At 44.9% G+C, this 22693-nt stretch carries 22 protein-coding genes; 14 read left to right on the top strand and 8 right to left on the bottom strand.

The features are described from left to right. The first annotated feature begins 87 nt into the window (after positions 1–87). Together mqnC and ACIFQM_RS19105 are read left to right on the top strand one after the other, a co-directional pair. On the top strand, positions 88–1221 hold the full coding sequence (gene mqnC, locus ACIFQM_RS19110; protein ID WP_430040973.1) for a cyclic dehypoxanthinyl futalosine synthase: 1134 nt from the start codon (positions 88–90) through the stop codon (positions 1219–1221). A gap of 321 nt (positions 1222–1542) precedes the next feature. Beyond that, positions 1543–2973, top strand: coding sequence for a PLP-dependent aminotransferase family protein (locus tag ACIFQM_RS19105; RefSeq protein WP_430065983.1), 1431 nt, complete (start codon positions 1543–1545; stop codon positions 2971–2973). A gap of 97 nt (positions 2974–3070) precedes the next feature. Here ACIFQM_RS19105 and ACIFQM_RS19100 read toward each other — a convergent pair whose 3' ends face one another. The 4 genes from ACIFQM_RS19100 to ACIFQM_RS19085 all read right to left on the bottom strand — a co-directional run bounded on the left by ACIFQM_RS19100 (position 3071) and on the right by ACIFQM_RS19085 (position 6615). Then, positions 3071–4300: a benzoate/H(+) symporter BenE family transporter gene (locus tag ACIFQM_RS19100; protein ID WP_430040975.1), complete on the bottom strand. Its 1230-nt coding sequence runs from the start codon at positions 4298–4300 to the stop codon at positions 3071–3073. A gap of 21 nt (positions 4301–4321) precedes the next feature. Next, positions 4322–5065 (bottom strand): YggS family pyridoxal phosphate-dependent enzyme, encoded by a 744-nt coding sequence (locus ACIFQM_RS19095; RefSeq protein WP_430041038.1) that lies wholly within the window; start codon positions 5063–5065, stop codon positions 4322–4324. A gap of 292 nt (positions 5066–5357) precedes the next feature. After that, positions 5358–5894 carry a pyridoxamine 5'-phosphate oxidase family protein gene (locus ACIFQM_RS19090; protein WP_430040976.1) on the bottom strand — a complete coding sequence of 179 codons (537 nt, stop codon included), beginning with the start codon at positions 5892–5894 and terminating at the stop codon, positions 5358–5360. A 505-nt stretch (positions 5895–6399) separates the two neighbouring features. After that, on the bottom strand, positions 6400–6615 hold the full coding sequence (locus ACIFQM_RS19085; RefSeq protein WP_430065981.1) for a helix-turn-helix domain-containing protein: 216 nt from the start codon (positions 6613–6615) through the stop codon (positions 6400–6402). Between the two features lie 131 nt (positions 6616–6746). Here ACIFQM_RS19085 and ACIFQM_RS19080 point away from each other — a divergent pair, with 131 nt between their 5' ends. Both ACIFQM_RS19080 and ACIFQM_RS19075 read left to right on the top strand, forming a co-directional pair. Next, positions 6747–7205 (top strand): hypothetical protein, encoded by a 459-nt coding sequence (locus ACIFQM_RS19080; protein WP_430040978.1) that lies wholly within the window; start codon positions 6747–6749, stop codon positions 7203–7205. A 121-nt stretch (positions 7206–7326) separates the two neighbouring features. Beyond that, positions 7327–7416, top strand: coding sequence for a putative holin-like toxin (locus tag ACIFQM_RS19075; RefSeq protein ID WP_007429455.1), 90 nt, complete (start codon positions 7327–7329; stop codon positions 7414–7416). A gap of 206 nt (positions 7417–7622) precedes the next feature. Here ACIFQM_RS19075 and ACIFQM_RS19070 read toward each other — a convergent pair whose 3' ends face one another. The 4 genes from ACIFQM_RS19070 to ACIFQM_RS19055 form a co-directional block, all read right to left on the bottom strand. After that, on the bottom strand, positions 7623–8486 hold the full coding sequence (locus ACIFQM_RS19070; RefSeq protein ID WP_430041039.1) for a YitT family protein: 864 nt from the start codon (positions 8484–8486) through the stop codon (positions 7623–7625). A gap of 90 nt (positions 8487–8576) precedes the next feature. Beyond that, positions 8577–9803 (bottom strand): cation:proton antiporter, encoded by a 1227-nt coding sequence (locus tag ACIFQM_RS19065; protein ID WP_430040979.1) that lies wholly within the window; start codon positions 9801–9803, stop codon positions 8577–8579. 4 nt (positions 9804–9807) lie between these two features. Continuing rightward, entirely contained in the window at positions 9808–10302 is a 495-nt protein-coding gene (locus ACIFQM_RS19060) for a cation:proton antiporter regulatory subunit (RefSeq protein WP_430040980.1), read from the bottom strand. A 202-nt stretch (positions 10303–10504) separates the two neighbouring features. Continuing rightward, a complete protein-coding gene (locus tag ACIFQM_RS19055) occupies positions 10505–10900 on the bottom strand; it encodes a hypothetical protein (protein ID WP_430040981.1) in 396 nt (131 codons plus the stop codon). Between the two features lie 239 nt (positions 10901–11139). Here ACIFQM_RS19055 and ACIFQM_RS19050 point away from each other — a divergent pair, with 239 nt between their 5' ends. The 10 genes from ACIFQM_RS19050 to serC all read left to right on the top strand — a co-directional run bounded on the left by ACIFQM_RS19050 (position 11140) and on the right by serC (position 22643). Beyond that, the gene (locus tag ACIFQM_RS19050) at positions 11140–12021 is read left to right on the top strand and encodes a putative sporulation protein YtxC (protein ID WP_430040982.1); all 882 of its coding nucleotides are present in this window, start codon (positions 11140–11142) and stop codon (positions 12019–12021) included. A gap of 61 nt (positions 12022–12082) precedes the next feature. Next, positions 12083–12658, top strand: coding sequence for a 3D domain-containing protein (locus tag ACIFQM_RS19045; RefSeq protein WP_430040983.1), 576 nt, complete (start codon positions 12083–12085; stop codon positions 12656–12658). Positions 12659–12743: 85 nt separating this feature from the next. Continuing rightward, entirely contained in the window at positions 12744–13052 is a 309-nt protein-coding gene (locus ACIFQM_RS19040; RefSeq protein ID WP_430040984.1) for a hypothetical protein, read from the top strand. A 195-nt stretch (positions 13053–13247) separates the two neighbouring features. Then, a complete protein-coding gene (locus ACIFQM_RS19035) occupies positions 13248–14843 on the top strand; it encodes a S1C family serine protease (RefSeq protein WP_430040985.1) in 1596 nt (531 codons plus the stop codon). 147 nt (positions 14844–14990) lie between these two features. Beyond that, a complete protein-coding gene (locus ACIFQM_RS19030; RefSeq protein ID WP_044647436.1) occupies positions 14991–15680 on the top strand; it encodes a response regulator transcription factor in 690 nt (229 codons plus the stop codon). Positions 15681–15682: 2 nt separating this feature from the next. Further along, on the top strand, positions 15683–17161 hold the full coding sequence (locus ACIFQM_RS19025; protein ID WP_430040986.1) for a sensor histidine kinase: 1479 nt from the start codon (positions 15683–15685) through the stop codon (positions 17159–17161). A gap of 110 nt (positions 17162–17271) precedes the next feature. Beyond that, positions 17272–18228, top strand: coding sequence for a 4-hydroxy-3-methylbut-2-enyl diphosphate reductase (locus tag ACIFQM_RS19020; protein ID WP_430040987.1), 957 nt, complete (start codon positions 17272–17274; stop codon positions 18226–18228). Between the two features lie 269 nt (positions 18229–18497). Further along, entirely contained in the window at positions 18498–19535 is a 1038-nt protein-coding gene (aroF, locus tag ACIFQM_RS19015) for a 3-deoxy-7-phosphoheptulonate synthase (RefSeq protein ID WP_430040988.1), read from the top strand. Between the two features lie 271 nt (positions 19536–19806). Beyond that, a complete protein-coding gene (gene glnA, locus ACIFQM_RS19010; protein WP_430040989.1) occupies positions 19807–21231 on the top strand; it encodes a type I glutamate--ammonia ligase in 1425 nt (474 codons plus the stop codon). Positions 21232–21551: 320 nt separating this feature from the next. Continuing rightward, positions 21552–22643 (top strand): 3-phosphoserine/phosphohydroxythreonine transaminase, encoded by a 1092-nt coding sequence (gene serC / locus ACIFQM_RS19005; protein WP_430045857.1) that lies wholly within the window; start codon positions 21552–21554, stop codon positions 22641–22643. Positions 22644–22693 lie beyond the last annotated feature (50 nt).

Below are 22693 nucleotides of genomic sequence, written 5' to 3'. Positions count from 1 at the left end.
GGTTCGAACGCAGGTTTGTGAAATCATTCTCGTTCATAAGTCCTGTCTTTCATTTCGTCCCCCTGTGAAAGCGAAGGAGGATACACCATGAGTGTAATCGACCATATTTTAGATAAAGCCCTGCGCAGCGAACGCCTGAATTTAGAGGACACCGTTGCTTTGTTCGAGTCGGACGAGGTAGAAAAGATTGGTCACGCGGCGAACAAAGTGATGAACCGTATGCATCCTAATCCGATCAAAACCTTTGTCATCGGACGAAATATTAACTATACGAACGTCTGTGACGTATACTGCCGCTTTTGCGCTTTTTACCGCAGACCGGGTTCAGATGAAGGCTATGTCCTCCCCGATGAAGTGATTTTCCAGAAAATCAAGGAAACGCAGGATGTAGGCGGCACCGAAATTCTGATGCAAGGCGGTGTGAATCCTAATCTGCCGTTCAGTTATTATACCGATTTGCTCAAAGCGATCAAGGATCGTTTTCCCGATATTACGATGCACTCCTTCTCGCCGGCTGAAATTCATAAGATGAAGGAAAAATCCGGCTTGTCCATGGAAGATACGATTCGAGCCATTCATGAAGCCGGATTGGATTCCCTGCCAGGCGGGGGCGGAGAAATTTTGGATGACCGCACACGCCGCAAAATCAGCCGTCTCAAAGGCTCTTGGCGGGATTGGATGGACGTGATGCAGACCGCTCACAAGGTGGGTATGAACACGACTGCCACGATGGTTATCGGCTTTGGCGAGTTGATGGAGGAGCGTGCGCTGCATTTATTGCGTGTTCGTGATGCCCAGGACGAATGCATTGCAAACAAATATGATTCCGAAGGCTTCCTGGCCTTTATTCCATGGACCTTCCAACCGGATAATACGAACCTGAAAAAGGAACGCCAGACGCCAGAGGAATATTTGAAGACTGTTGCAATCAGCCGTCTTGTACTGGATAACATCAAGCATATTCAGTCTTCGTGGGTAACGATGGGACCAGAGATCGGTAAAAAATCACTGTATTACGGTTGCGACGACTTCGGCAGTACGATGATTGAGGAAAACGTCGTTTCCGCCGCAGGTGCAACGTACAAAGTCAACATCGAATCCATTTTACAGCTGATTCGTGAAACGGGTCATGTTCCGGCACAGCGCAATACCCGCTATGATATTATTCGTACCTTTGACGGTGCCAGCAGTATTGAACATGACTTTATTATGCAAAATTAAGACAAACACACCATAACTAAATTAACACATAATGGAGCATATAACCTGTTATTTTGCGATCGTAACACAAAACTTGTCTATCATTAATCCAAATGGAAGGATTAATGATAGACAAGCTTTTTTGACGTTGGCTTCCATCATGATTTGGCTGCTTAAAGTTTAGAGAAACGCTCTAGTTGTCCTCTTTTTCTAAATACTATCGTATTGAAAGGCAGCTATCGTCATGATAGTATATTAATTAATGGAGTGTTATAATCATACATTAATAAGTCATTTAAGCAATCCACATGTTGAATTCAAATACATATGAAGGTGAATCTTATGCTCAAAGTTAACCGAAACGACCAACGTCCCCTATGGCAGCAACTTCTAGACCAAGCGATTCATAATATTAGAACAGGAAAATGGCCACCAGGGGAATTGCTACTCCCATCTCGTGAGCTCGCTTTATTAGTCGGTGTCTCGCGCTCAACCATACAGATTGTTTATGAGGAATTATTCAGCCGTGGATACACCGTGACATCTCGGCGCGGTGGAACAAGGGTAAGTGAGTGGAGCTATATAACAGGCTCTTTTGAAGATGTTATGCCTCAAGGGCCAGTCACCCCTGAATTACCTGTATTAAAGGCTGCAGTCAATCATCTACACGGCTGGCTTAGAGGCAAAGAAGAGCAAAATGTGGAGATTGATTTCTGTCCCCACGAGCCTTATTTGGACCAACATTTTCAAAGAAAATGGAGACAATCATTTTTACAAGCCTCCACAGAAATGGACTTGGGGAATTGGGCTTATGGTAACGCCTACGGTTTTGTATCACTTCGCGAACAGATACAACGGTATTTGTCACTTGAACGAGGAATCCATGTGCATATTGATCAAATTATGTTAACCTCAGGAGCGCAGCATAGCCTTGATTTGATCGCCCAAGCGCTATTAACGGAAGGGGACACGGTTTCTGTTGAAGATCCCGGTTTTCCTGCCGCTTGGATGACCATGAAATATAGGAGTATGAATGTGGTGCCCGTTCCTGTTGACGAGTACGGATTACAGGTAGATCGCATTCACCCACAATCCAAGCTAACTTTTGTCACGCCTTCGCATCAGTGTGCAGTTGGAGTCATAATGTCGGAACCCCGGAGGCAACAATTGTTACGTAAGGCTTCACAACATCAATTTTGGATTGTTGAGGACGATTATGATAGTGAATTTCGATATCGTGGGGACCCACTTCCTACGTTATTCAGCCATCAACCCCAAAATACGTTATATATGATGAGCTTTTCCAAAATGGTTGCTCCTGGAATCCGAATATCGGCGATTGTTGGGCCAAAAGGGGCCATCCAACAGCTTGCTCATGTCCATGCACTCACTTATCGTCATCTTCCAATTATGGAACAATTGACGCTTGCTCATTTTATTGAACACGGGCATTTCATGCGCCACATGAGAAGAGTCAGAAATGTATATCGGCGCAGACATGCAGCCATGACAAAGGCCATAGCTGCTACTGGTCTGGACAAGCGTTTTAAACTCAGTGGGGTAGAAACAGGATTGCACATGCTTCTCGAAGCTGAGGAATCGTTTGACGAAGAAGCTGCGACGAACCAAGCGCTCAAAGAAGGAATACGTGTTTATCCCCTAAGCAATTATTGTCTAAATAGCGACCGAAAAGGATGGGTACTTGGTTTTGCTAAAGTAGATGAGGAGGCAATTGAAGTCGGTATTTATCGCCTTGCGGAGATGCTTTTATAAGACGCCGTCTACGCCGAGATGCATCATTAAAGCGCCTCCACAATATATCTGCCATACCTTTGTGACTTTATCTGTTTCTGTACTGATTTCAAGCCTTCTATTGTTTCTGCTCGGCTTGTTGTATTACATTCGTACTATACTGCTTTTTTCGAAACTGTCCATGTATCAAAATATGTGCCGTCAAACCTGTAATAAGTCCCCAAAATGCACCTCCAACTCCAAGTAATGTAACATTTGCGGCTGTTGCCAAAAAAGTAATTAATGCTGTCTCACGTCCCTTGGGATCTGTTAATGCGTTGGCAAGGCTACCGCCAATTGTACCCAGGAGTGCCAATCCTGCTAAGGTGGCGATAAAGGTAGCAGGAAGAATCAGAAACAGAGCAGACAGCGTCACACCAAAAATGCCGACAACAATGTAAAAAATGCCACAGGCAATACCTGCAATGTAACGTTTTGTTGAATCCTCGTGCGCGTCTTTCCCTGTACAAATCGCCGCTGTAATTGCTGCTACATTAAAGGCGTGTGAACCAAAAGGCGCTGTTAAGAGCGAGCCTAAACCCGTTACAGTCAAAATCGGATTCGCGCTCGTTTTAAATCCGTCATTTCGTAACACTAGCATTCCAGGCATATATTGTCCTGTCAAGGTAATAATAAACAGCGGTAATGCAACACCCAATAAAGCATGAAACGAAAACTCTGGAACGACAAATACCGGCGATGCAATTGCCAATTTGATATTACTGAAATCTACTTTCCCCACACTAATTAAATAAATAAGTCCGATTGCCAAAATACCCACGATAGCGTAACGGGATGTAAACCTTCTTAATACTACATACGCAGTAAACAGGACAACTACAAGCAGGGGGTCAACTTTCGCGCCACCAAAGGCTGAAATGCCAAACTGCAGTAAAATACCTGCCAGCAGCCCTGAAGCAATGCCTGGAGGGATTAGCCGGACGAAACGTTCGAACATCCCCGATAACCCCAAAATAATAAATCCTAAAGCAGAGATAATATAGGCGCCAATCACTTCTGGATAGGGGGTTACAGCTAACGCCGAAACAAGAAAAGCTACGCCTGGTGTTGACCAAGCGGTAATAATCGGTTCACGGTATCGGTAACTTAGCCATATACCAGTTACACCCACACCAATAGAAATCGACCATATCCATGAAGCGGTCATTTCAGAGCTTAGACCTGCTACTTTTGCTGCCTGAAATACGAGAATAAATGTACCCCCATAATTGACAATGACAGATATTAAAGCAGCTATAGTGGGTGAAATTAAATCGCGGCCGCGCAGTGAAGTTGATGTTGTGTTCATAAGCTCTCTCCTGCCTCTCTCCTAATCGTTCTGACGCGCGTTTTCGTTCCAGTAATACGTGTCTGGCAAATAACGTTGGCCAAATACGCTTGTCCCTACGCGTATGATTGTAGCTCCTTCTTCGATGGCAACCTCGAAATCCCCTGACATGCCCATCGAAAGAGTGTCTATTTCTACACGTGGAAATTTTTCTACCATAATCTGTGCTTGAATTTGTTTTAACAATCGGAAGCAATGTCTGGTTTCGTCATTTGAGGCATTCAGTTTTCCAATAGTCATCAAGCCTTTAATGTTTAACGTTTCGAACTGAGACAATTGTTCAACTAACTCCAGTGCTGCTTCCGGCGGAGCGCCAAATTTGCTTTCTTCGTAGGACGTATTGATTTGCACCAAAATATCCATGGTCTTGTTCTCTTTCAAAAGCTGATGATGCAATGCCTGCCCCAATCTCAAACGGTCCACAGAATGAATGAGCTTGACATATTTTACAACGTCTTTTATTTTATTCGTTTGTAGATGTCCGATAAAATGCCATTCCACCTGGTTGTACTGCTGCATAAGCGGTAATTTCCCCAAAAGCTCTTGAGCTTTGTTTTCACCAAATAAAGTTTCGCCCGCTTGAATGGCAATTTTTAATTTTTCAAGGGGTACGGTTTTTGTCGCTAACAACAATTTCACATCTTCTTTCTTGCGCCCTGAAGCCTGGCAAGCCAATTCCATCCGTTGTCGTACGGATTCAAGATTTTCTTCGACTAATTGGCCCATGTTCGTTCTACCCTCTTTCTGCTTCTCACCCATGTATTTTGTTCAAGTATTTTAGCTTTTCGCATTTCTGATGCCTTCTTATCAAAATTTTTGGTTCTAACATCAGTAAAGAGCCACAGTCCTTATGATTAGGATCCATGGCTTTTGGTCATTACTCGACATGGCTGGTTTAACTTTCATCCCAAACCCTGTTTTATAGATGTAAGTACCTTCTATATTGGTTCAGGAATGGAGATCACGAAGATAGACACATGAAATTGGCAAAAATAAATGTTTTCATTAGAGACCGCTATTAGACTGTTTTTGCTGGTCTATACATTTTTTCTTCTTCGATTGGATTTTCTTTCGCCGTTATATGATAGGGGTCAATTCGGTATACCTGAACTGGACCTCCGAATACAGCGGACCTGTATTTGTCAACGTGCTGTTTGGCTAATGGGCGGTTATAATAATCAGGCACATATTTTCGAATCATTTCCTGCAACATAAGTGTAACTTCGTCCAGATCGACAATAGGCTCAGCCTTGCCGAAAATCATAACACTCATATATGCGGTGTCTGTCTTGGCTGGTACTGGATCAGTAATAGTTCCATATTCTTCGCAAACTGTAAAACAAACCTCTGGATTTGTACTCATCACCTGATTTCGTCTCCCGCCTGTAGCTCCATGAAAATAAAGCTTTCCGTTTGACCAAACATAATTGAGCGGAACAACGTATGGCAACTTACCATCAACCATACCCAGATGCCCAATCCTCGCTTTATTCAAGAAAGAATCAATTTTGCCACTGTCTGATACTTCTCTTATCTTGTAACGAACCTTATCCATTTTCAACCACTCCTATAATGTTGGATTGTTTTCGTTAGTATATCAGTCATTGGATTGAGTTAGTACATCCATAATATAATAATCGAGCAGTCCATATTTTTTGCTAAGCAGATTCTTTTCAAAGCCGAGGAGTGGCTTCAGCTTTGCTCAAGTTATGAAGCTGTTTAACCAGCGGCGGCTTGAAACGGGACTTTCATTTGATCAGATGGGATAAATGCATGGGAGTACACGCTCACTATGCGCATGATCAACCGCTACTTATACTAAGATGTATCTTGAAACAAGCTACTAATAGTTCACGTTTCTGCCGCAGGCACAAAGCAATACCCGCTATGATATTATTCGTACCTTTGACGGTGCCAGCAGCATCGAACATGATTTTATCATGCAAAATTAGGAATACTTTCGTTAATATAGCGTAATCACGACAAAACGCTTATCTTTCATTAATCCGTGAAGAGGGATTAGTGTAGATAAGCGTTTTTTTATGTGTTTATATTATTGATTATTCTTTTTCCTCAAATCGCATTAATATAGATATGTCTTTGATATGTAATGCATGGGCAATTTTTTCGATGTTGTTTATATTCAGTTCTTGAAATTTATTGTTGCACAAATTAGATATTTTGGATTGTGGAACTCCCGAGAGTTCCTCTAATTTTTTCTGAGTTATTCCACGATCTTTTAGAACCTCTTTTAGTTTAATTCTGAACTTTAACATATAAATGTCCTCCGAATACCGATACAGAATTGCACTACTACCATATTACAGATTCCCTAAACCGCAAATGGAGCACTATCAGAATTAATGTCTCTGATGCTATTCAAGTATTTGAACAAGGGAACGACAATGTGTGGACACATATTATTGAGCCAGCACCGTTTAATTCTTATCTGACGACTAACGATTTAATCAATATACTCAACGTTGGCCCAGATGCTCGTGATATTCGCAATGCTTTACAAATCATACTGAATAATGTCGAACGGCGCAATGCATTCTTAAATCGAATTGTAAATGTTAATGCTCAAGATATATCCATTTTGCTCTATAAAATGAAGAACGATTATCTTAAGTATGATCAACTTTCCAACGAGGATTTTATAAAAATGTATGCTGTTAATCCAATCGAAGCCTTGTCAGTTTATTTTCTGGAGACGGTTGATGTGCATAATTACTGGGAATGGAGAGCGGTAGGGGGCACAGGTGAAAAGGCTATTCAGTACAAAAGAGATCAACCTTTATTTACCTTTATTCAAGCTATTGAAAGGGCAGAAGATGAGTCACAAAACTATGTATCAGGGTACTAATCTCAAATTTAGACTTAAAACAGGCGTTTTTCTTCCTCTAAGTAATATCTATATGGTATAATATCCCTTAACAACAGAATGGCTTAGATGGGCGGTCGGCTAGTCTCCTGCAAAGGAGGTGATGCCTGTGGAGGTTAAAGATACGCTGATGTTGATGATTCAATTTGCAACGTTAGTTATCTTGATTATTTCCTTCAACAAAAAGAAATAGACCGCCCTCTCCAAAGGTAAACGGTCTATTTCGATCGACAAATCTTTGAACAGCCACCGCCCTTATAAGCGGCTGTTGCTAAAGAGTAAGGATGCTACAACATCCTTACTCTTTTTTAGTGTATACATCTTAGCTATATTTTATCATATTGCCAACCAGCATGACAATGGAGTAAAGACGTATTACGGTAAATATACTTGGCCTTGCTACACTTCCCATCGCTTCATATACATAATCTCAGCCTGCGGGTCTGCCATTTGGATGACTGCCTTAAAGCGCTGCAAATCCAATAGATGAACGCTATAGACGATGACCTGTTCATCTTTTCCCTCTGTCCGTTCACCTCTATTTTTGCCCTCCATCTGTGCAGGATTTCCCACAGGCGTACTGTAAATACGGAGTCTGCGGTTTAAGGCTTCTTCGACGGTTTGCTGATCCTTGCTGACGACGCAAATCATCCGAGTCAGACCGGTAAACATCAGTCGGGTCGTTTCATAGGCAGCAAGGCAGGATAGGGCTGAATACAGAGCTGGCTCCCAGCCTAGCACGAAACCAGCCGTAATTAGCAGCAAACCATTACAAAGCATCACAATTTGTATCAACGGAATCTTCCGATGCGTCAATAACAGATTGGACGGACGGCCATCGGAAGATTCGTTCAGCCCCAGAGAATCGAGCAAACCTCCGTGACGGGCCGCCAGCCCTGCGCCAAGTCCGATGCAGATCCCCCCGCCCAGAGCGCATACTACCGGGTGGCCACTCACTGCCGGGAAAGGGGACAGAATAATGGCTGAGCCTGAAAAGGCAAACAGACCTGGAAGCGCCCGAAGTAGCATGGGCTTGTGGGTCGACAGAGAATACAGCAGCATAAGCGGCAAGTTCAAAATGAACAGCAGTAATCCAAAATGCTCTTGTGTATAAAGCGACATGAGTCTGGAGATGCCTGTGACGCCACCAGCGATCATATCATGCGGATGCAAAAACAATTCCAGACCGACGGATGCCGTAATACCGCCAATCACCGTATAAAAGACAGGGAACCTGCTCGCATCTCCCGAAGCGGGCTTCACAAGCCGCCTCATAGAGCTTCGGCATGTTTTACAGCGTGCGGCATAGCCTTCCCTCCTATTGGATTGTCGTATCCAGCTTTTACATTTCAGTTACACCGAGTTCCTCTCTTCATTTCGAAGGCGGTGGTCCTTGAATTTGAAAACCTTATTCATCATATTAAAAATAGGTTTTGACTGTTTTGCCAGTAACGGAGCCATAATCGCCAATATAAGTACATAGATAGCTGCAAAGGGCTGAACAATATCCAGCAAACCGCCCTCTTTGCCCAAATTAGCCATAATGATCGAGAACTCACCGCGGGCCACAATCGTCAAACCGATATTTGCCGACGCCTTGGGTGACAGAGAGACAGTGCGTCCAGCCAGCATCCCGGCCCAAATGTTACCGATTAACGTAAGAATGACTGCTGCCAGCGCAAGCCAGATTGCGTTTCCGCCCAGAGACAGTGGATCAATAGATAGTCCGAAGCTGAAGAAGAATAAAGCGCCGAAGAAATCGCGGAAAGGAACAATTAAATGCTCAATCCGTTTGGCATGTTCTGTTTCGGCCAGCACGAGTCCGATTAATAAGGCTCCGATGGCTTCCGCCACATGAATCGTTTCCGAAAAACCTGCCACAAGAAACAGGGAGCCAAAAATAACAAGTCCGAATACCTCATTGGAGCGAATACGAAGAATTCGATTTAACAGAGGGACGGCCTTCCGACCGATAATAATAACTGCGAGCATAAAACCAAGCGCGATTAGTGCCGATAACAGCACACCCCCGAGCGAGGATGAATCGCTGAGAACCAATCCGGAGAGGATGGAAATGTAGACGGCGAGGAAAACATCCTCAAACATAATAATGCCTAAAATCATTTCAGTTTCAGCATTGGCGGTTCGCTTCAGATCGACCAACACCTTGGCAGCAATGGCGCTGGAGGAAATCGTCGTGATCCCGGCAATGACGAGTGTCTCTGCAATGGGAAAACCAGTTAGAAAGCCGAGCGCCAGCCCTAATGTAAAATTAATGCCGATATATATGGTGCCGCCCACTGCGATGGAACGGCCTGATTTAATCAAACGGCCTACCGAGAACTCCAGTCCCAGGTAGAAGAGAAGAAATAGCACCCCGATTCTTCCCATAAAATCAATTAAAGGCGCGCTTTCGATAAATCGGAAATCAAAGTGCCACAGTTCCATCGCATGTGGTCCGACGGCCATTCCAATCAGGATATAAAAAGGGATGACCGATAAGCGCAGTTTGGTGGAAATAAGTCCGGCTGCGGCGATCAGAGCAATAGCCAATCCAACCTCAAATACCAGATGATCCATCCAATCACCCGCTTCCGTTCATAAGAATTTGTTTAAAGCGTTTTTGCTGATCACGTTCCCCGACCACGACCACAGTAGCATCTTCGCTAATAATCACTTCCGGGCCGGGATTTACATACTTGTTGCCTTTTTTCTCAACAATGGCAATAACCGTAGCTCCTGAATTTTGGCGTACATCCAGCTCACCGATGGACTTGCCAACACTGGCATAGTGAGGTTCGACTCTGTACCATTCAATAATAAAATCGTCGAACGTCATTTCTACGCTTTCAAGCTGCTTGGGCTTATACGTCATGCCACCGATTATGGAGGCCACCAATCGCGCTTCCTGATCACTTAGGGTCGTCATGGAAATACTTTGTTCCAAATCCTCATAATCAAAATGATACAGCTCACGTCTGCCGTCATCATGAATAATAATGACTAGGCGATCGCCATTTTCCGTATCTATTCGATATTTAATCCCGATTCCTGGCAAAATAGATTCTCGAATATCCATTTGTAATGCCTCCTGTATTGTACATTTGTTTAAAATTGGTATGGGAAATAAATCACATACATTAGGTGTGACATGGAACTTTTCTTCACATTATAAAATTACATTAATTGGCATGAAAATAGACAGAGAACAGACTTACTTATTAAACTATTAGGAAAATTTTACAAAAAGACATGCAAATATGATGTGCATGTAAATGGGGTTAAGCCACATAACTGGAGGTGAATTTAATGGGGAACAAGTAGAGTTGCTTTTTCAGCTTGTAGATGACAGGAATAAAAGGCAAGCGCAGTTTTGGAATACTCAATAGTAGCACCAACGCCACCAAAATAACAAAGGGAAGTGATTTGGCCGCAGCAATTACCAGATGAAGGACCGGAGAGGATTTGCGGATGGCTGGTTTGGAGTGATGCTCGAGCCCATGGGAGTCTGTTTCCAACGAAGAAGTTTCAACAATCGGCATGAGAGAAGATCCCGCAGTAAACTGGAGGGATTGAGTAGTATCTTCCGCATGAAACGTCACAGGAAGGGACAAAATCTGAACGAGGCTCAATAGGACAATCATGAGTGTACGCAGCATGTTCAGCATCGTTGACATCTAATCCCCTCCCTCTTGTGAAAAATTCATATTAATATAACCTTAACATACCCAACCCTAAATATTCAAACGTATTCTGGTTTTGTCCTGAGTTGTAGCCATTCTTTATAACACCAAAACCTTCTCTTTGAAACCTGATTTTTCTCATTTTACGCTGTATCCTGTTTCCAGTCGTTCACTTCGTATAACCCTTTAGAGCCCGCCATATACTGTAATCAGTGATCGAAAGGAGTGAGCCAATGGAACTGTTTACAGTGTGGACCCATACAGACGGAAATCAGGAAAGCGACCGTTTTTATCAGGTGGTCAAGAGTAGAAACAAAGGACTACATATGTCACGGCGCGGATTTCGATTCACTTTCAGACAACTGGAAAACAAAGTGTCATGGACCTGCAAGGGTATAGAGAGCAATCCGGCGTTTGAAAGCTTTCTCCCCTGTGTATACAGCATCATGGCTTCCGCAATAGCGGATTATATTATCAAAGTGAAGGAATGGGGGATGCTCAATCTGATCCTCGCTAAAGCCTGTTCGCTACTGGAGGAAGAGGATACGGAACAGATTCGCAGCATGGTGCGTTCTTTGTTAAAGGATGATGGCCGAAGAGGGCGTATGAAGCGCCACGGCAAACTGGCGGCCTTACTGGAAAAGGATTTTATGGAGCTGCGCGTGGTTAATCTGGAAGGGCTTATTCAATTCAGGCTGAACGCATATAAAAAGGAGCTTGAGGAAATCGTCGACTATGCCATGGAAGAATTTTGGGCAGATCGGCAGTATGAAGAATTTATGGGATTGCTCAAATATTTTGTGTTTTTCCAGGAAAGTAAAGTTCCACTGGTGCATGTGCTTCATCAGGGTGGACATGATTTTACCATCCTCGATAGCTCCATGGTGCCGATACCGACACCTGAAGGAGATGATATTATTGTGGAGATGCCAGGGGTTGAACTTGAAATGGAGGTCGAGGACAGAATCGTTAGTACACTCATTTCGATTTCGCCTGCTTCCATTATATTACACACAGATGATGAGCACACCCCTATTGTGCGGACGCTCCTGCATATTTTTGAAGATAAAATGAAGCTCAGCAGGCTCTATCCCGGGCAGGATATTCAAAAATAATCAAGTGCTCGTATAAACCAACGGATTTCTGGAAAGCCTTTGCCTCAAGGGGAGGTTTTTTATGAGATCCATGTTGGTATGGAAACGGATTTTGGGAACCGTGTTAACCCTCACTTGTCTGGTATTGCCTGGCAATGAGGTTTACGGTCACAAAGAGCCGGTCCAGCATAAAAAAGGGCAGTCAACGCCTGTTTTGTCTCCGCGGGAGGAGCAGGTGATTACGACCATGACGGTCACGGCAACGGGATATACAGCAGGCTATGAATCCACTGGCAAGCGGCCAACTCATCCGGGTTACGGTATTACGTATTCCGGTGTTAAAGTGCGTCGTGACAAAAACACATTGTCCACGATTGCAGCTGATCCCAAAACATTTCCTTTGGGCAGCATTTTGTACATTCCAGGTTACGGCTACGGCATTGTAGCAGATACGGGATCAGCGATCAAAGGCAATAAAATCGACCTGTATTTTAAAACTACCCGGCAGGTCTATTCTGAGTGGGGTAAGAAAGAAGTGGATGTGCAAATTATTAGAAAAGGAAGCGGAAAATGTACGGAGAAGATGCTAAATTCGCTCCAAAAGGTGATCGAGACGCACAAATCCATTCCGGCTTCTACGCTGGATGATTCCATATAATTCGTGTATATTGTCCTTCCTGACTTCACATACTATGTTGCGGGGTAAAGCTTATCCCGAAAAACATATTGGGAGGTTGAGAATTATGGCAAATCAAGGCGGAAATTCGTACACCAATCAAGGTAACAAGTCAAACGCAGGAAATCAGTACAAAGCGGAATTTGCCCAAGACAACTCAGTAGGTGTCGTTTCTCAAAAGGTGAAAAAGTCCGAGCAGAATAAAATTCAGGACAACTACCAGACACCAAATGAGAAATATAGTGAAGAATTCGCAGCAGATCAAGGCGGCACAAGCTCTGTATCACAAAAGGTACAAAACTCCAGTCGCAGCAAAGTTCAAAATAATGCTCAAACACCGAACGAAAAATTTGACGAAAACTTTAACACGAAATAAAAAGCATATACGATTGACAATGCTCCGGACTCATATCCGGGGCATTTCGTGTTTGAACAAGGCGTGAGCGATCATGGAGTAAAAGGTTTTATCTCCTTTTTAATTGTTTTTAAGGTGGAATTAAGGTTTAAAGTGCAAAATAAAGTCAGCTAAACAACACCACCTTGAAGCATAGGGTTTGGGAGGAGATAAACAATGGACGAATTTAAAAATAATAATTCCGGACGCCGGGATGACAATGATCAGGTTGAATCCGATAAAACAACTCGGCAGAATGATTCAAACGGTTCCTCATATTACTATTCGTACGGTCCTTTTTCTTCGGTTCAATCAGATGGACAACGCAAGGATGGGAAGCTTGTAGAGAAGGACGTTGAGATTACGCCACCGCAGGCGGTAAGGCCACTCCCTTCCTCTTACCATCGTGCCGGGGCTGAGCAACAACAAGACGGCTCAGGCCGGAACGGCGGTAACTGGCAATTTAAACAAAATAAACCCAAGTCCCAGGTAAAGACGATTTTCCTATCCTTTTTGGCCGGGATGCTGGTTATTACGGTTCTGATGTACACGGCCGACCGCACGAATATGTTCACTCCTGAGACGGCGATGACTTCGGCGGCAGCTGAAAGCGGAGAAACGACTAATTCGGGAACGACGAGTCAGGCGCCTAACGCAGTTCCGGCTGTAATGCCTTCCGGCACGGCAGACGTTCAATCCGTTGTGGCCAAAGCGGGTCCGGCAGTCGTCAAAATTGAAACACTGGCTAAGCAATCTAGTAGCAGTGGCAGACAAAGCAGTCCTTATTATAATGACCCGCTATATCAATATTTTTTCGGTAATCAGTATGGAGACAGTGGCAATAGCGGAAACAACGGCAGCAGCAATGAAAATGATGGCAGCAACAGCGGACAACTGACTCCGCTTGGTATTGGTTCCGGCTTTATTTTCGATAAAACGGGCTACATCCTGACAAACAATCACGTTGTTGAAGGCGCGAATGTGGTCCAGGTCACGGTAGAGGGAACCAATAAGCCATATGAAGCCAAAGTACTGGGCAAAAATGCAGATCTGGATTTGGCTGTGCTGAAAATTGAAGGCAAGGATAACTTTCCGACAGTAACGTTAGGCAACTCCGAAAATGCTAAAGTCGGTGAGTGGATGGTAGCCATCGGTAACCCTGAAGGCTTCGAGCATTCGGTAACAGCCGGGGTGCTGAGTGCGAAGGAACGTACGATTACCATTAACAGTGAGTCTACGGGAAAACCTACTCAATATAAACATTTAATTCAGACCGATGCGTCCATTAACCCTGGGAACTCTGGTGGTCCTCTGTTGAATCTGCAAGGACAGGTTATCGGCATGAACGTAGCTGTCAGTGCTGACGCACAGGGAATCGGGTTTGCGATTCCGTCCAATACGATTTTGGAAGTCGTCGACAAGCTGAAAAATAATCAGCCTATTCCGAAAGAACCCGTTCCTTTCATTGGCGCAAGTCTGTTGAATCTGAGTCCCGAAGTAGCCAAAGAATTGGGGACAACCCTGACTGAAGGCTCAGTGGTGCGGGATATTATCTACAAATCACCAGCTTATCAGGCGGATCTGCGTCCTTATGATGTGATTATCGGAGCTAATGGTACTCCTTACAGCACATCACAGGAGCTGATCAATTTCATTCAAAAGCAAAAAGTGGGTACAGCACTGACGCTTAACATTGAACGGGCAGGACAGAAAAAGGATGTCCAGTTAAAAGTGGGTAACAAGAACGACTTTAGCTCGACTCTTCAACAGTGATCCAATCCTTCTTTAAAAGTGAAAATGTGGCAAGAAACGGAAGGGAGTTACCTTTCGTTTCTTGCTGTATACGGCGGCAAGATGCTACACGCGTCTACTCCTGCTACAATAGAGTGAAAAGAAGATAATAAAGGAGCTCGATGGTGTATGCGTTCTACCATTCTGATTATTGATGACGATGAAAAAATTGTGTCCATGCTGCGCAGAGGGCTGGCCTTCGAGGGCTATGAAGTGATGACGGCTGCCAACGGCGCAGAGGGATTGAATAAAATGCTTACAGCTGAGCCTGATGTTGTCGTGCTGGATGTGATGATGCCGCAACTGGATGGCTTCGAGGTATGCCGTCGCATGCGGGAGGGAGGAAGTACGGTGCCCGTTCTGATGCTTACAGCCAAGGACGAGGTGGAGAACCGGGTCAAGGGGCTGGATCTGGGTGCAGACGACTATCTCGTCAAGCCGTTTGCTCTGGAGGAGCTACTGGCTCGTGTGCGGGCGCTTCTGCGCCGTAAAACCGAGCAGCAGGATCATAATGGACATCGACTGACCTTCGAAGATTTACAGCTGGATAACGAATCGCGTGAAGTGGTTCGCGGCGGCAAGCGGCTGGAGCTGACGGCAAAGGAATTTGAACTGCTCCACTTGTTTATGCAAAACCCGAAGCGCGTTCTGTCTCGTGATCTGATTATGGACAAAATTTGGGGCTATGACTACAGCGGAGAGTCAAACGTGCTGGAAGTGTATATTGCCATGCTCCGACAAAAAACGGAGCAGGATGGCGGCAAACGGCTCATTCGTACGATTCGGGGAGCGGGTTATATTTTAAGAGGTGATGTGTAAATATGTCTATTCGTTGGCGACTGACAGCTTGGTATTCCAGCATCTTGGCTATAGTACTTGTTATGTTTGGACTGGCTATTTACGGACTGGTATATTATTACACCTATAATGAAGTGAAAAGTCAGCTTATGAACCAGACGCCACGTATTAACAAGCAGTTACTGCTCACCGTCAAAGGAGGACTGTTTGAGGTCCCCAATCTGGATTTGGGCTTGGTGCAGGGTCGTGGAATTGATGAATCACAGCTATATGTACAAATTTATAATTATACATCCGGTGTCACCAAGACGACGCAAAATATGAAAAATCTCGATATTACCTTTCCGGTTCCATCCACAGCGGCTGGAGCGGTTCAAAATGAGGGAATTCGACGTGTAAGTGTGGATGGGGATTCCTTTATGATTTATCAGCAACCGATCAAATCCGAGGAACTGGGATTAGTGGTTGGACTGTTACAGGTGGGGCAATTTACAGGCTCTCAGGATCGGCTTATGAACAGGCTGCAAAGTGTGCTTGTGTACGGTTCGTTATTTGCATTGCTCGCCGCTGCGACCTCAGGCCTCTTTTTAGCTCGCAAGTCCATGAAGCCGCTGGTCAAGGTGATCGAAGGGGCTAATCAGATTCAGTCCAGTAATGATTTGAGTGTCCGCATTGAATATGATGGACCGCCAGATGAAATTGGACAACTGATCGCGACGGTTAACAAGATGCTGGGGCGTACGGAGGTTTTTTATAAGGAGTTGGAGGATGCTTATGGAGCCCAGCGCCGCTTTGTAGCCGATGCTTCCCATGAACTGCGTACGCCGCTTACGACAATCCGAGGCAACGTTGATTTTTTGCTCAAAATGTGGACTACCGAGCCGGGAGACCGTCCCAATATGGATGAAGCGATGATTCGTGAGCTCTCTATGGAGGCCCTGAGTGATATGGCGGATGAAGGAAAACGGATGAGCCGTCTGGTTGGCGATATGCTATCGCTCGCCAGAGCAGATACAGGGAAAACATTCGAGAAGGCCCCGGTGGCGCTGGAGCCACTCGTAAGTGAGGTTGCCCGGCGTGCTCAATTTTTGGAGCGGACGTCCGAATGGAACGTGGGTGACTTTTCGATACTGAATGGCGTTTATATGGATGGCAGTAAGGATTATTTGCAGCAAATGCTGTTCATTTTCATAGATAATGCGTTCAAATATACACCAGAAGGTACGGTCCGGTTTGATGCTATCGTCTATCAGGGACAGGTAGGTCTGCGGATTAGTGATACAGGCATCGGGATGGACAAGAGTGAGGTTCCCTTTATTTTTGACCGCTTTTATCGGGCGGATGAGTCGCGCGGGGTGACGGAGGGTATTGGCTTGGGTTTGTCCATTGCCAAGTGGATTATAGATGAGCATCACGGGTCTGTGGAAGTGGTTACACGCCAAGGGGAAGGGACGACATTTATCATCTGGCTTCCGGTCAGCTTTTCCGCGCCTTTGGAATAGGCTATAATAGGAAGGCAACTACATCATAGAATTGGCCGGTAAAGGCTTGGATGCCGCAGCTACTCAATTTTTGGAGCTGTCTACTGTGTCGAAGAAAGCGGGTGCTATTTTTGGAAGTGCTCAGAATTTCGCCCCGGGGTTACTGCTACGGCGTAGTCGATGCCATGGTATTGGCTCGTCAGGCGGCCAAAAACTTGGACTTACCTCGGCCTATTTATATACTAGGCATGATTGTGCATAACAGTCATGTCACAAATTCCTTCGAGGATGAGGGAATTATTACACTGGACGGCCCTAACCGCATGGAGATTTTAAGCCAGGTGGAGAGTGGTACCGTTATTTTCACCGCCCATGGTGTATCCCCTGAGGTTCGCAAGCTGGCTCGCGATAAGGGGCTGACTACGGTTGATGCAACTTGCCCGGACGTGACGAAGACTCATGATCTGATTCGGGAGAAGTCTGCCGAGGGATATCAGATTATTTATATCGGCAAAAAGAATCATCCCGAGCCGGAGGGAGCTATCGGCATTGCTCCCGACCATGTTCATCTGATCGAGAAGGAAGAGGAGATCGACAGCCTTATGTTGTCTGCGGGCAAAATTCTAATCACGAATCAGACGACCATGAGTCAGTGGGACATCAAGCACATTATGAAAAAGCTGCTGGAGAAGTTCCCGGGTGCCGAAATACACAATGAAATCTGTCTGGCCACGCAAGTGCGTCAGGAAGCGGTAGCGGAGCAGGCGGGACAGGCGGATCTGGTGATTGTCGTTGGTGATCCGCGCAGTAACAATTCAAACCGATTGGCTCAGGTGTCTGAAGAAATTGCGGGTACAACAGCTTACCGTATTTCCGATGTAACAGAGCTGAAGCGGGAATGGCTGGAGGGCGTTCACAAGGTAGCAGTGACCTCTGGAGCTTCTACACCTACGTTGATTACGAAAGAGGTTATTTTGTACCTGGAGCAATATGATCCGGCTAACCCGGATACATGGGAGATTCGTCGGACGATTGATATGAAGAAGCTATTGCCCCCTGTGCGTGAAAAGTCAAAAACGACTAAATAATTTGTAACAGATCATGGCTGCTATTCGGGAAGGGACTCTCGGATGGCAGCTTTTTTTGAATTGGACGATAGACTTCATCCAGACCAAATCGGCATCACGAGGATCGAAATTGCAGGCCGGTATTCAGGATAATTAAGTCTTGACGAGTACAAGCAAAACAGGTATATTTACTTTAACGAATAAAAGCTTAAAAGCGAACAAGCGTTTAAGTGATATAATGTCATCTGTAAATGATTCATTAAATATGTTAAATAGAGAGGAAGAAAAATATGATCGTTATCGCTGGTGTCCAAACACCTGAAGAACATATCCAGGCTATTGTTGCAGTTATCGAAAAAGAAGGTTTGCAGGCTCATGTTTCCCATGGATCGGATCGTACGATTATCGGGCTGATCGGAAGTGTAGAGCCCAAGTTGGCTGAACACCTGCGCCAAATGAAGGGCGTAGAGAATGTAGTCAAAATATCGAAGTCTTACAAATTGGCGAGCCGTGATTTTCATCCCGAAAATACCGTCATCTCTATTAAAGGTGTGAACATCGGCGGAGGCGAGCTTGTGATTATGGGTGGACCATGCGCCGTTGAGTCTGCTGAGCAGATTGATGAAATTGCTGCATTGGTTAAAGCTGCGGGCGCACAAGTTCTCCGTGGAGGTGCTTTTAAGCCGCGTACGGGTCCTTACAGTTTCCAAGGAACGGGCGTAGAAGGTTTGATCATGATGGCCGAGGCAGGCAAGAAGCATGACCTGCTGACCATCACAGAGGTTATGACACCCGAATACGTGGATATCTGTGCGGAATATGCGGATATTTTACAAGTAGGTACACGTAACATGCAAAATTTTGATCTGTTGCGCAAGCTGGGAACCTGCGGCAAGCCAGTGCTGCTCAAACGTGGTTTCAGTTCGACTTACGATGAGTTCCTGAATGCTGCCGAGTATATTTTGGCGGGTGGTAACCCGAATGTTATGCTGTGTGAGCGCGGAATCCGTACATTTGAAACCTACACTAGAAATACGCTGGACCTGTCAGCTATTCCTGTTCTGCAACAACTGAGCCATTTGCCGGTTATTTCCGACCCGAGCCATGGCACTGGGCGCCGTGAGCTGGTTGTCCCTATGACGAAGGCTTCGGTGGCTGCTGGTGCAGACGGGTTGATTATTGAAATGCACACAGACCCCGACAATTCGATGACGGGTGATGGTGTACAATCCCTTTTCCCGGATCAATTTTCAGATTTGCTGAAAGACTTGGAATTGCTTGCTCCGGCTGTAGGAAAAACATTTCATACACCCAGTACCATTTCTTAAATCCAATACTTAACATTAATGTATAAAAGTTTTGCCGTAACGCAGTCATTTGATTAAAATCGCCCCAAAAGCCCGATATTTCGGGCTTTTTGTGCTTTTCAAATGTTATCAAGAGCGTAAGCATATCTAACATTAGTTTAAAAAATACCTTACATAGCTATTGACCCGTGTCATGTTTGGGATTTATAATGACGACAGAAAAAAACATTCGATCATGAACATTTCAGGGTTGTATAAGACTTAATGTTCGGAAAATTGGGAGGAAGAAGACATGTCCGTTGAAAATGTATTAAAAACAATTCAGGAAAATAATATTGAGTGGGTAGATTTTCGCTTTGTAGATTTGTCCGGCCGTGCTCACCATATTTCGTTGCCAGCTTCCGAAGTAGATGAAGAAACATTTGTTAATGGTGTTGCTTTCGACGGTTCTTCCATTCCCGGCTATCGTGGCATCGAGGAATCCGACATGGTTATGCTGCCCGATGCGGAAGCGGTTTTTATCGACCCTTTCACTCAGCATCCTACACTGAATATTCTGTGTGACATTGCTACGCCAGACGGCGAAAAATACGACCGCGATCCTCGCGGCATTGCAAGAAAAGCAGAAGAATTCCTGAAAACTGCTGGTGTAGGTACGAAAGTTAACTTTGCACCTGAATCCGAATTTTTCATTTTTGACGAAGTGCGCTATGAGACCAGTATGAACAGCTCCTCCTTTTTCGTGGATTCCGAAGAAGCAGCCTGGAATACGAATCGCAAGGAAGAGGGCGGAAATCTGGGCTTTAAAGTAGGAGTGAAGGGCGGATATGTGCCTGTAGCGCCAGTAGACACCCAACAAGACATCCGTAGTGAAATGTGCCGTTTGCTTGAAGAAGCAGGTCTGAGAATTGAGCGCCATCACCATGAGGTTGCTACGGCAGGTCAGGCGGAAATTAACTTCCGTTTTGATACACTCAAGAAAACAGCTGATAATTTGCTTGTTTATAAATACATTGTACACAACACAGCTCGTCAATATGGTAAAGTGGCAACATTTATGCCAAAACCACTCTTTGGAGACAACGGAAGCGGTATGCACGTTCACCAATCCATTTTCGATGGAGACACCCCTTTGTTCTACGAAAAAGGTGCTTACGCTAACCTGAGCGAACTGGCCCTTCATTACATTGGCGGTATCCTGTACCATGCACCAGCGCTGATCGCTTTGACGAACCCAAGTACGAACTCGTTCAAACGTCTCGTTCCAGGCTATGAAGCTCCAGTTAACCTGGTATTCTCCAAAGGTAACCGTTCTGCGGCTGTCCGTATTCCAGTAGCGGCTGTTACGCCTAAAGGCTGTCGGATCGAGTTCCGTACACCGGACTCCACAGCTAACCCTTACCTGGCCTTCTCTGCAATGCTGATGGCGGGTCTGGATGGCATCAAGCGCAAGCTGAACCCGATCGAATTGGGATATGGTCCACTTGATACGAACATCTATGAGCTGTCTGCCGCTGAAATTAGTAAAATCCGCAGTGTTCCTGCTTCGCTGGATGAGGCTTTGGACGCTCTGGAAGCCGACTATGAGTTCTTGACAGAAGGCGACGTATTTACGAAGGACTTTATTGATAACTATGTAGAGCTCAAACGTTCTGAAGCTAAATCGGTTAACATCCGTGTTCATCCGCATGAATACAGCCTGTATTTCGACTGCTAATAGCAGATAATAAATGAGCTGCATGGTTGCTCTCGAATGACAACACGAGCTAACAAAACGAGCAGCATAGCTGCTTTGAATACTAACCATTTGCCTATGGGTAACGGTTAGTATTCAAGATAGGTCTCCGGTTTTTAAGCCGGGGACCTTTTAACATTAAATTAAATACCACAAAGTTAAGATGTTAAATATACTTACATTCACATCTTTGTCACATCGTAAATGAAATCGGCAACTTTTTTTAACAAGTCTTGAACGCTCTTATGATTACTGCTATCATAGCGATAATATCCGCACCAGAGTAGAGAAGGGATGGGAATTTGTTGAGTAAGAGAGCCTATAATTTTAATGCAGGACCAGCGGCATTGCCGCTCAAAGTGCTGGAACGTGTACAAGCTGAATTCGTAGATTTTCAGGGAACAGGTATGTCCATTATGGAAATGTCTCACCGTGGAGCTGTGTATGAATCTGTTCATAATGAAGCGCAGGAACGTCTGTTATCTCTGCTAGGCAATCCAGAAGGCTACAAGGTGTTATTTTTGCAAGGAGGCGCTAGTACGCAATTTGCTATGCTGCCCTTAAATTTCTTGAGCGAAGGGCAGACAGGAAGCTATATCATGACAGGAAGCTGGTCAGACAAGGCTTATAAGGAAGCCAAGCTTTTGGGCAAGGCCCACATTGCTGCATCCTCTGCTGCTGAAAAGTATATGCGTCTTCCGAATGTGGATTCTTTGGACTTGCCTGACAATACTGCTTATGTGCATATTACCTCCAACGAGACGATTGAAGGCACACAGTTCAAGCAATTCCCGGATACCGGTTCTGTGCCGTTAATTGTGGACATGTCCAGTGATATTTTTTGCAAGCCGTTTGATGCTACTCAATTCGGATTGATTTATGCTGGAGCACAAAAAAATCTGGGACCTTCCGGCGTAACGGTCGTGATCGCCCGTGAAGAACTGTTGACATCTTCACCGGACAACGTTCCTACGATGCTGCGTTACAGCACTTATGAAAAGAATAATTCTCTCTACAATACACCTCCATCCTTTGCTATATACATGGTAAATGAGGTACTGAAATGGATTCAGGAAGAAGGCGGCCTGGAAGGTATTGAACGTATCAACCAGCAGAAAGCTGCTTTGCTCTACGACCGTATTGACAGCAGTGAAGGCTTCTACCGTGGTTGTGTAGACGTCGCTGACCGTTCCATTATGAATGTGACCTTCCGCCTCGCAAATGAGGACTTGGAAAAGCAATTTATTAAGGAATCCGAGCAGGCTGGTTTCATCGGTCTGAAGGGACATCGTAGTGTAGGAGGGCTTCGCGCTTCAATCTACAATGCTGTTCCACTGGAGAACTGTCAAGCGTTGGCCGAGTTTATGGATAGTTTTAAGCAGCGTCATAGCTGATTGTAACGGACATATATTTCGATACACAATTGTTGGAAATCGAAAAAAAG

Origin of the sequence: Paenibacillus sp. NRS-1782, assembly GCF_050467685.1 — a bacterium.
In the GTDB taxonomy this organism is placed as follows: Bacteria; Bacillota; Bacilli; order Paenibacillales; family Paenibacillaceae; genus Paenibacillus; species Paenibacillus terrae_A.
Note: the sequence above shows the minus strand (reverse complement) of the source record. Positions and strands in the feature narration are given on the sequence as shown.

Coding starts and splice junctions, on each gene's coding strand:
- aroF (WP_430040988.1), top strand. CDS start 18,498: ATGATCGTTATCGCTGGTGTCCAAACACCTGAAGAACATATCCAGGCT.
- mqnC (WP_430040973.1), top strand. CDS start 88: ATGAGTGTAATCGACCATATTTTAGATAAAGCCCTGCGCAGCGAACGC.
- ACIFQM_RS19035 (WP_430040985.1), top strand. CDS start 13,248: ATGGACGAATTTAAAAATAATAATTCCGGACGCCGGGATGACAATGAT.
- ACIFQM_RS19025 (WP_430040986.1), top strand. CDS start 15,683: ATGTCTATTCGTTGGCGACTGACAGCTTGGTATTCCAGCATCTTGGCT.
- ACIFQM_RS19100 (WP_430040975.1), bottom strand. CDS start 4,300: ATGAACACAACATCAACTTCACTGCGCGGCCGCGATTTAATTTCACCC.
- ACIFQM_RS19065 (WP_430040979.1), bottom strand. CDS start 9,803: ATGGATCATCTGGTATTTGAGGTTGGATTGGCTATTGCTCTGATCGCC.
- glnA (WP_430040989.1), top strand. CDS start 19,807: ATGTCCGTTGAAAATGTATTAAAAACAATTCAGGAAAATAATATTGAG.
- ACIFQM_RS19105 (WP_430065983.1), top strand. CDS start 1,543: ATGCTCAAAGTTAACCGAAACGACCAACGTCCCCTATGGCAGCAACTT.
- ACIFQM_RS19075 (WP_007429455.1), top strand. CDS start 7,327: ATGCCTGTGGAGGTTAAAGATACGCTGATGTTGATGATTCAATTTGCA.
- ACIFQM_RS19040 (WP_430040984.1), top strand. CDS start 12,744: ATGGCAAATCAAGGCGGAAATTCGTACACCAATCAAGGTAACAAGTCA.
- ACIFQM_RS19055 (WP_430040981.1), bottom strand. CDS start 10,900: ATGTCAACGATGCTGAACATGCTGCGTACACTCATGATTGTCCTATTG.
- ACIFQM_RS19030 (WP_044647436.1), top strand. CDS start 14,991: ATGCGTTCTACCATTCTGATTATTGATGACGATGAAAAAATTGTGTCC.
- ACIFQM_RS19045 (WP_430040983.1), top strand. CDS start 12,083: ATGAGATCCATGTTGGTATGGAAACGGATTTTGGGAACCGTGTTAACC.
- ACIFQM_RS19060 (WP_430040980.1), bottom strand. CDS start 10,302: ATGGATATTCGAGAATCTATTTTGCCAGGAATCGGGATTAAATATCGA.
- ACIFQM_RS19090 (WP_430040976.1), bottom strand. CDS start 5,894: ATGGATAAGGTTCGTTACAAGATAAGAGAAGTATCAGACAGTGGCAAA.
- ACIFQM_RS19095 (WP_430041038.1), bottom strand. CDS start 5,065: ATGGGCCAATTAGTCGAAGAAAATCTTGAATCCGTACGACAACGGATG.
- ACIFQM_RS19050 (WP_430040982.1), top strand. CDS start 11,140: ATGGAACTGTTTACAGTGTGGACCCATACAGACGGAAATCAGGAAAGC.
- ACIFQM_RS19085 (WP_430065981.1), bottom strand. CDS start 6,615: ATGTTAAAGTTCAGAATTAAACTAAAAGAGGTTCTAAAAGATCGTGGA.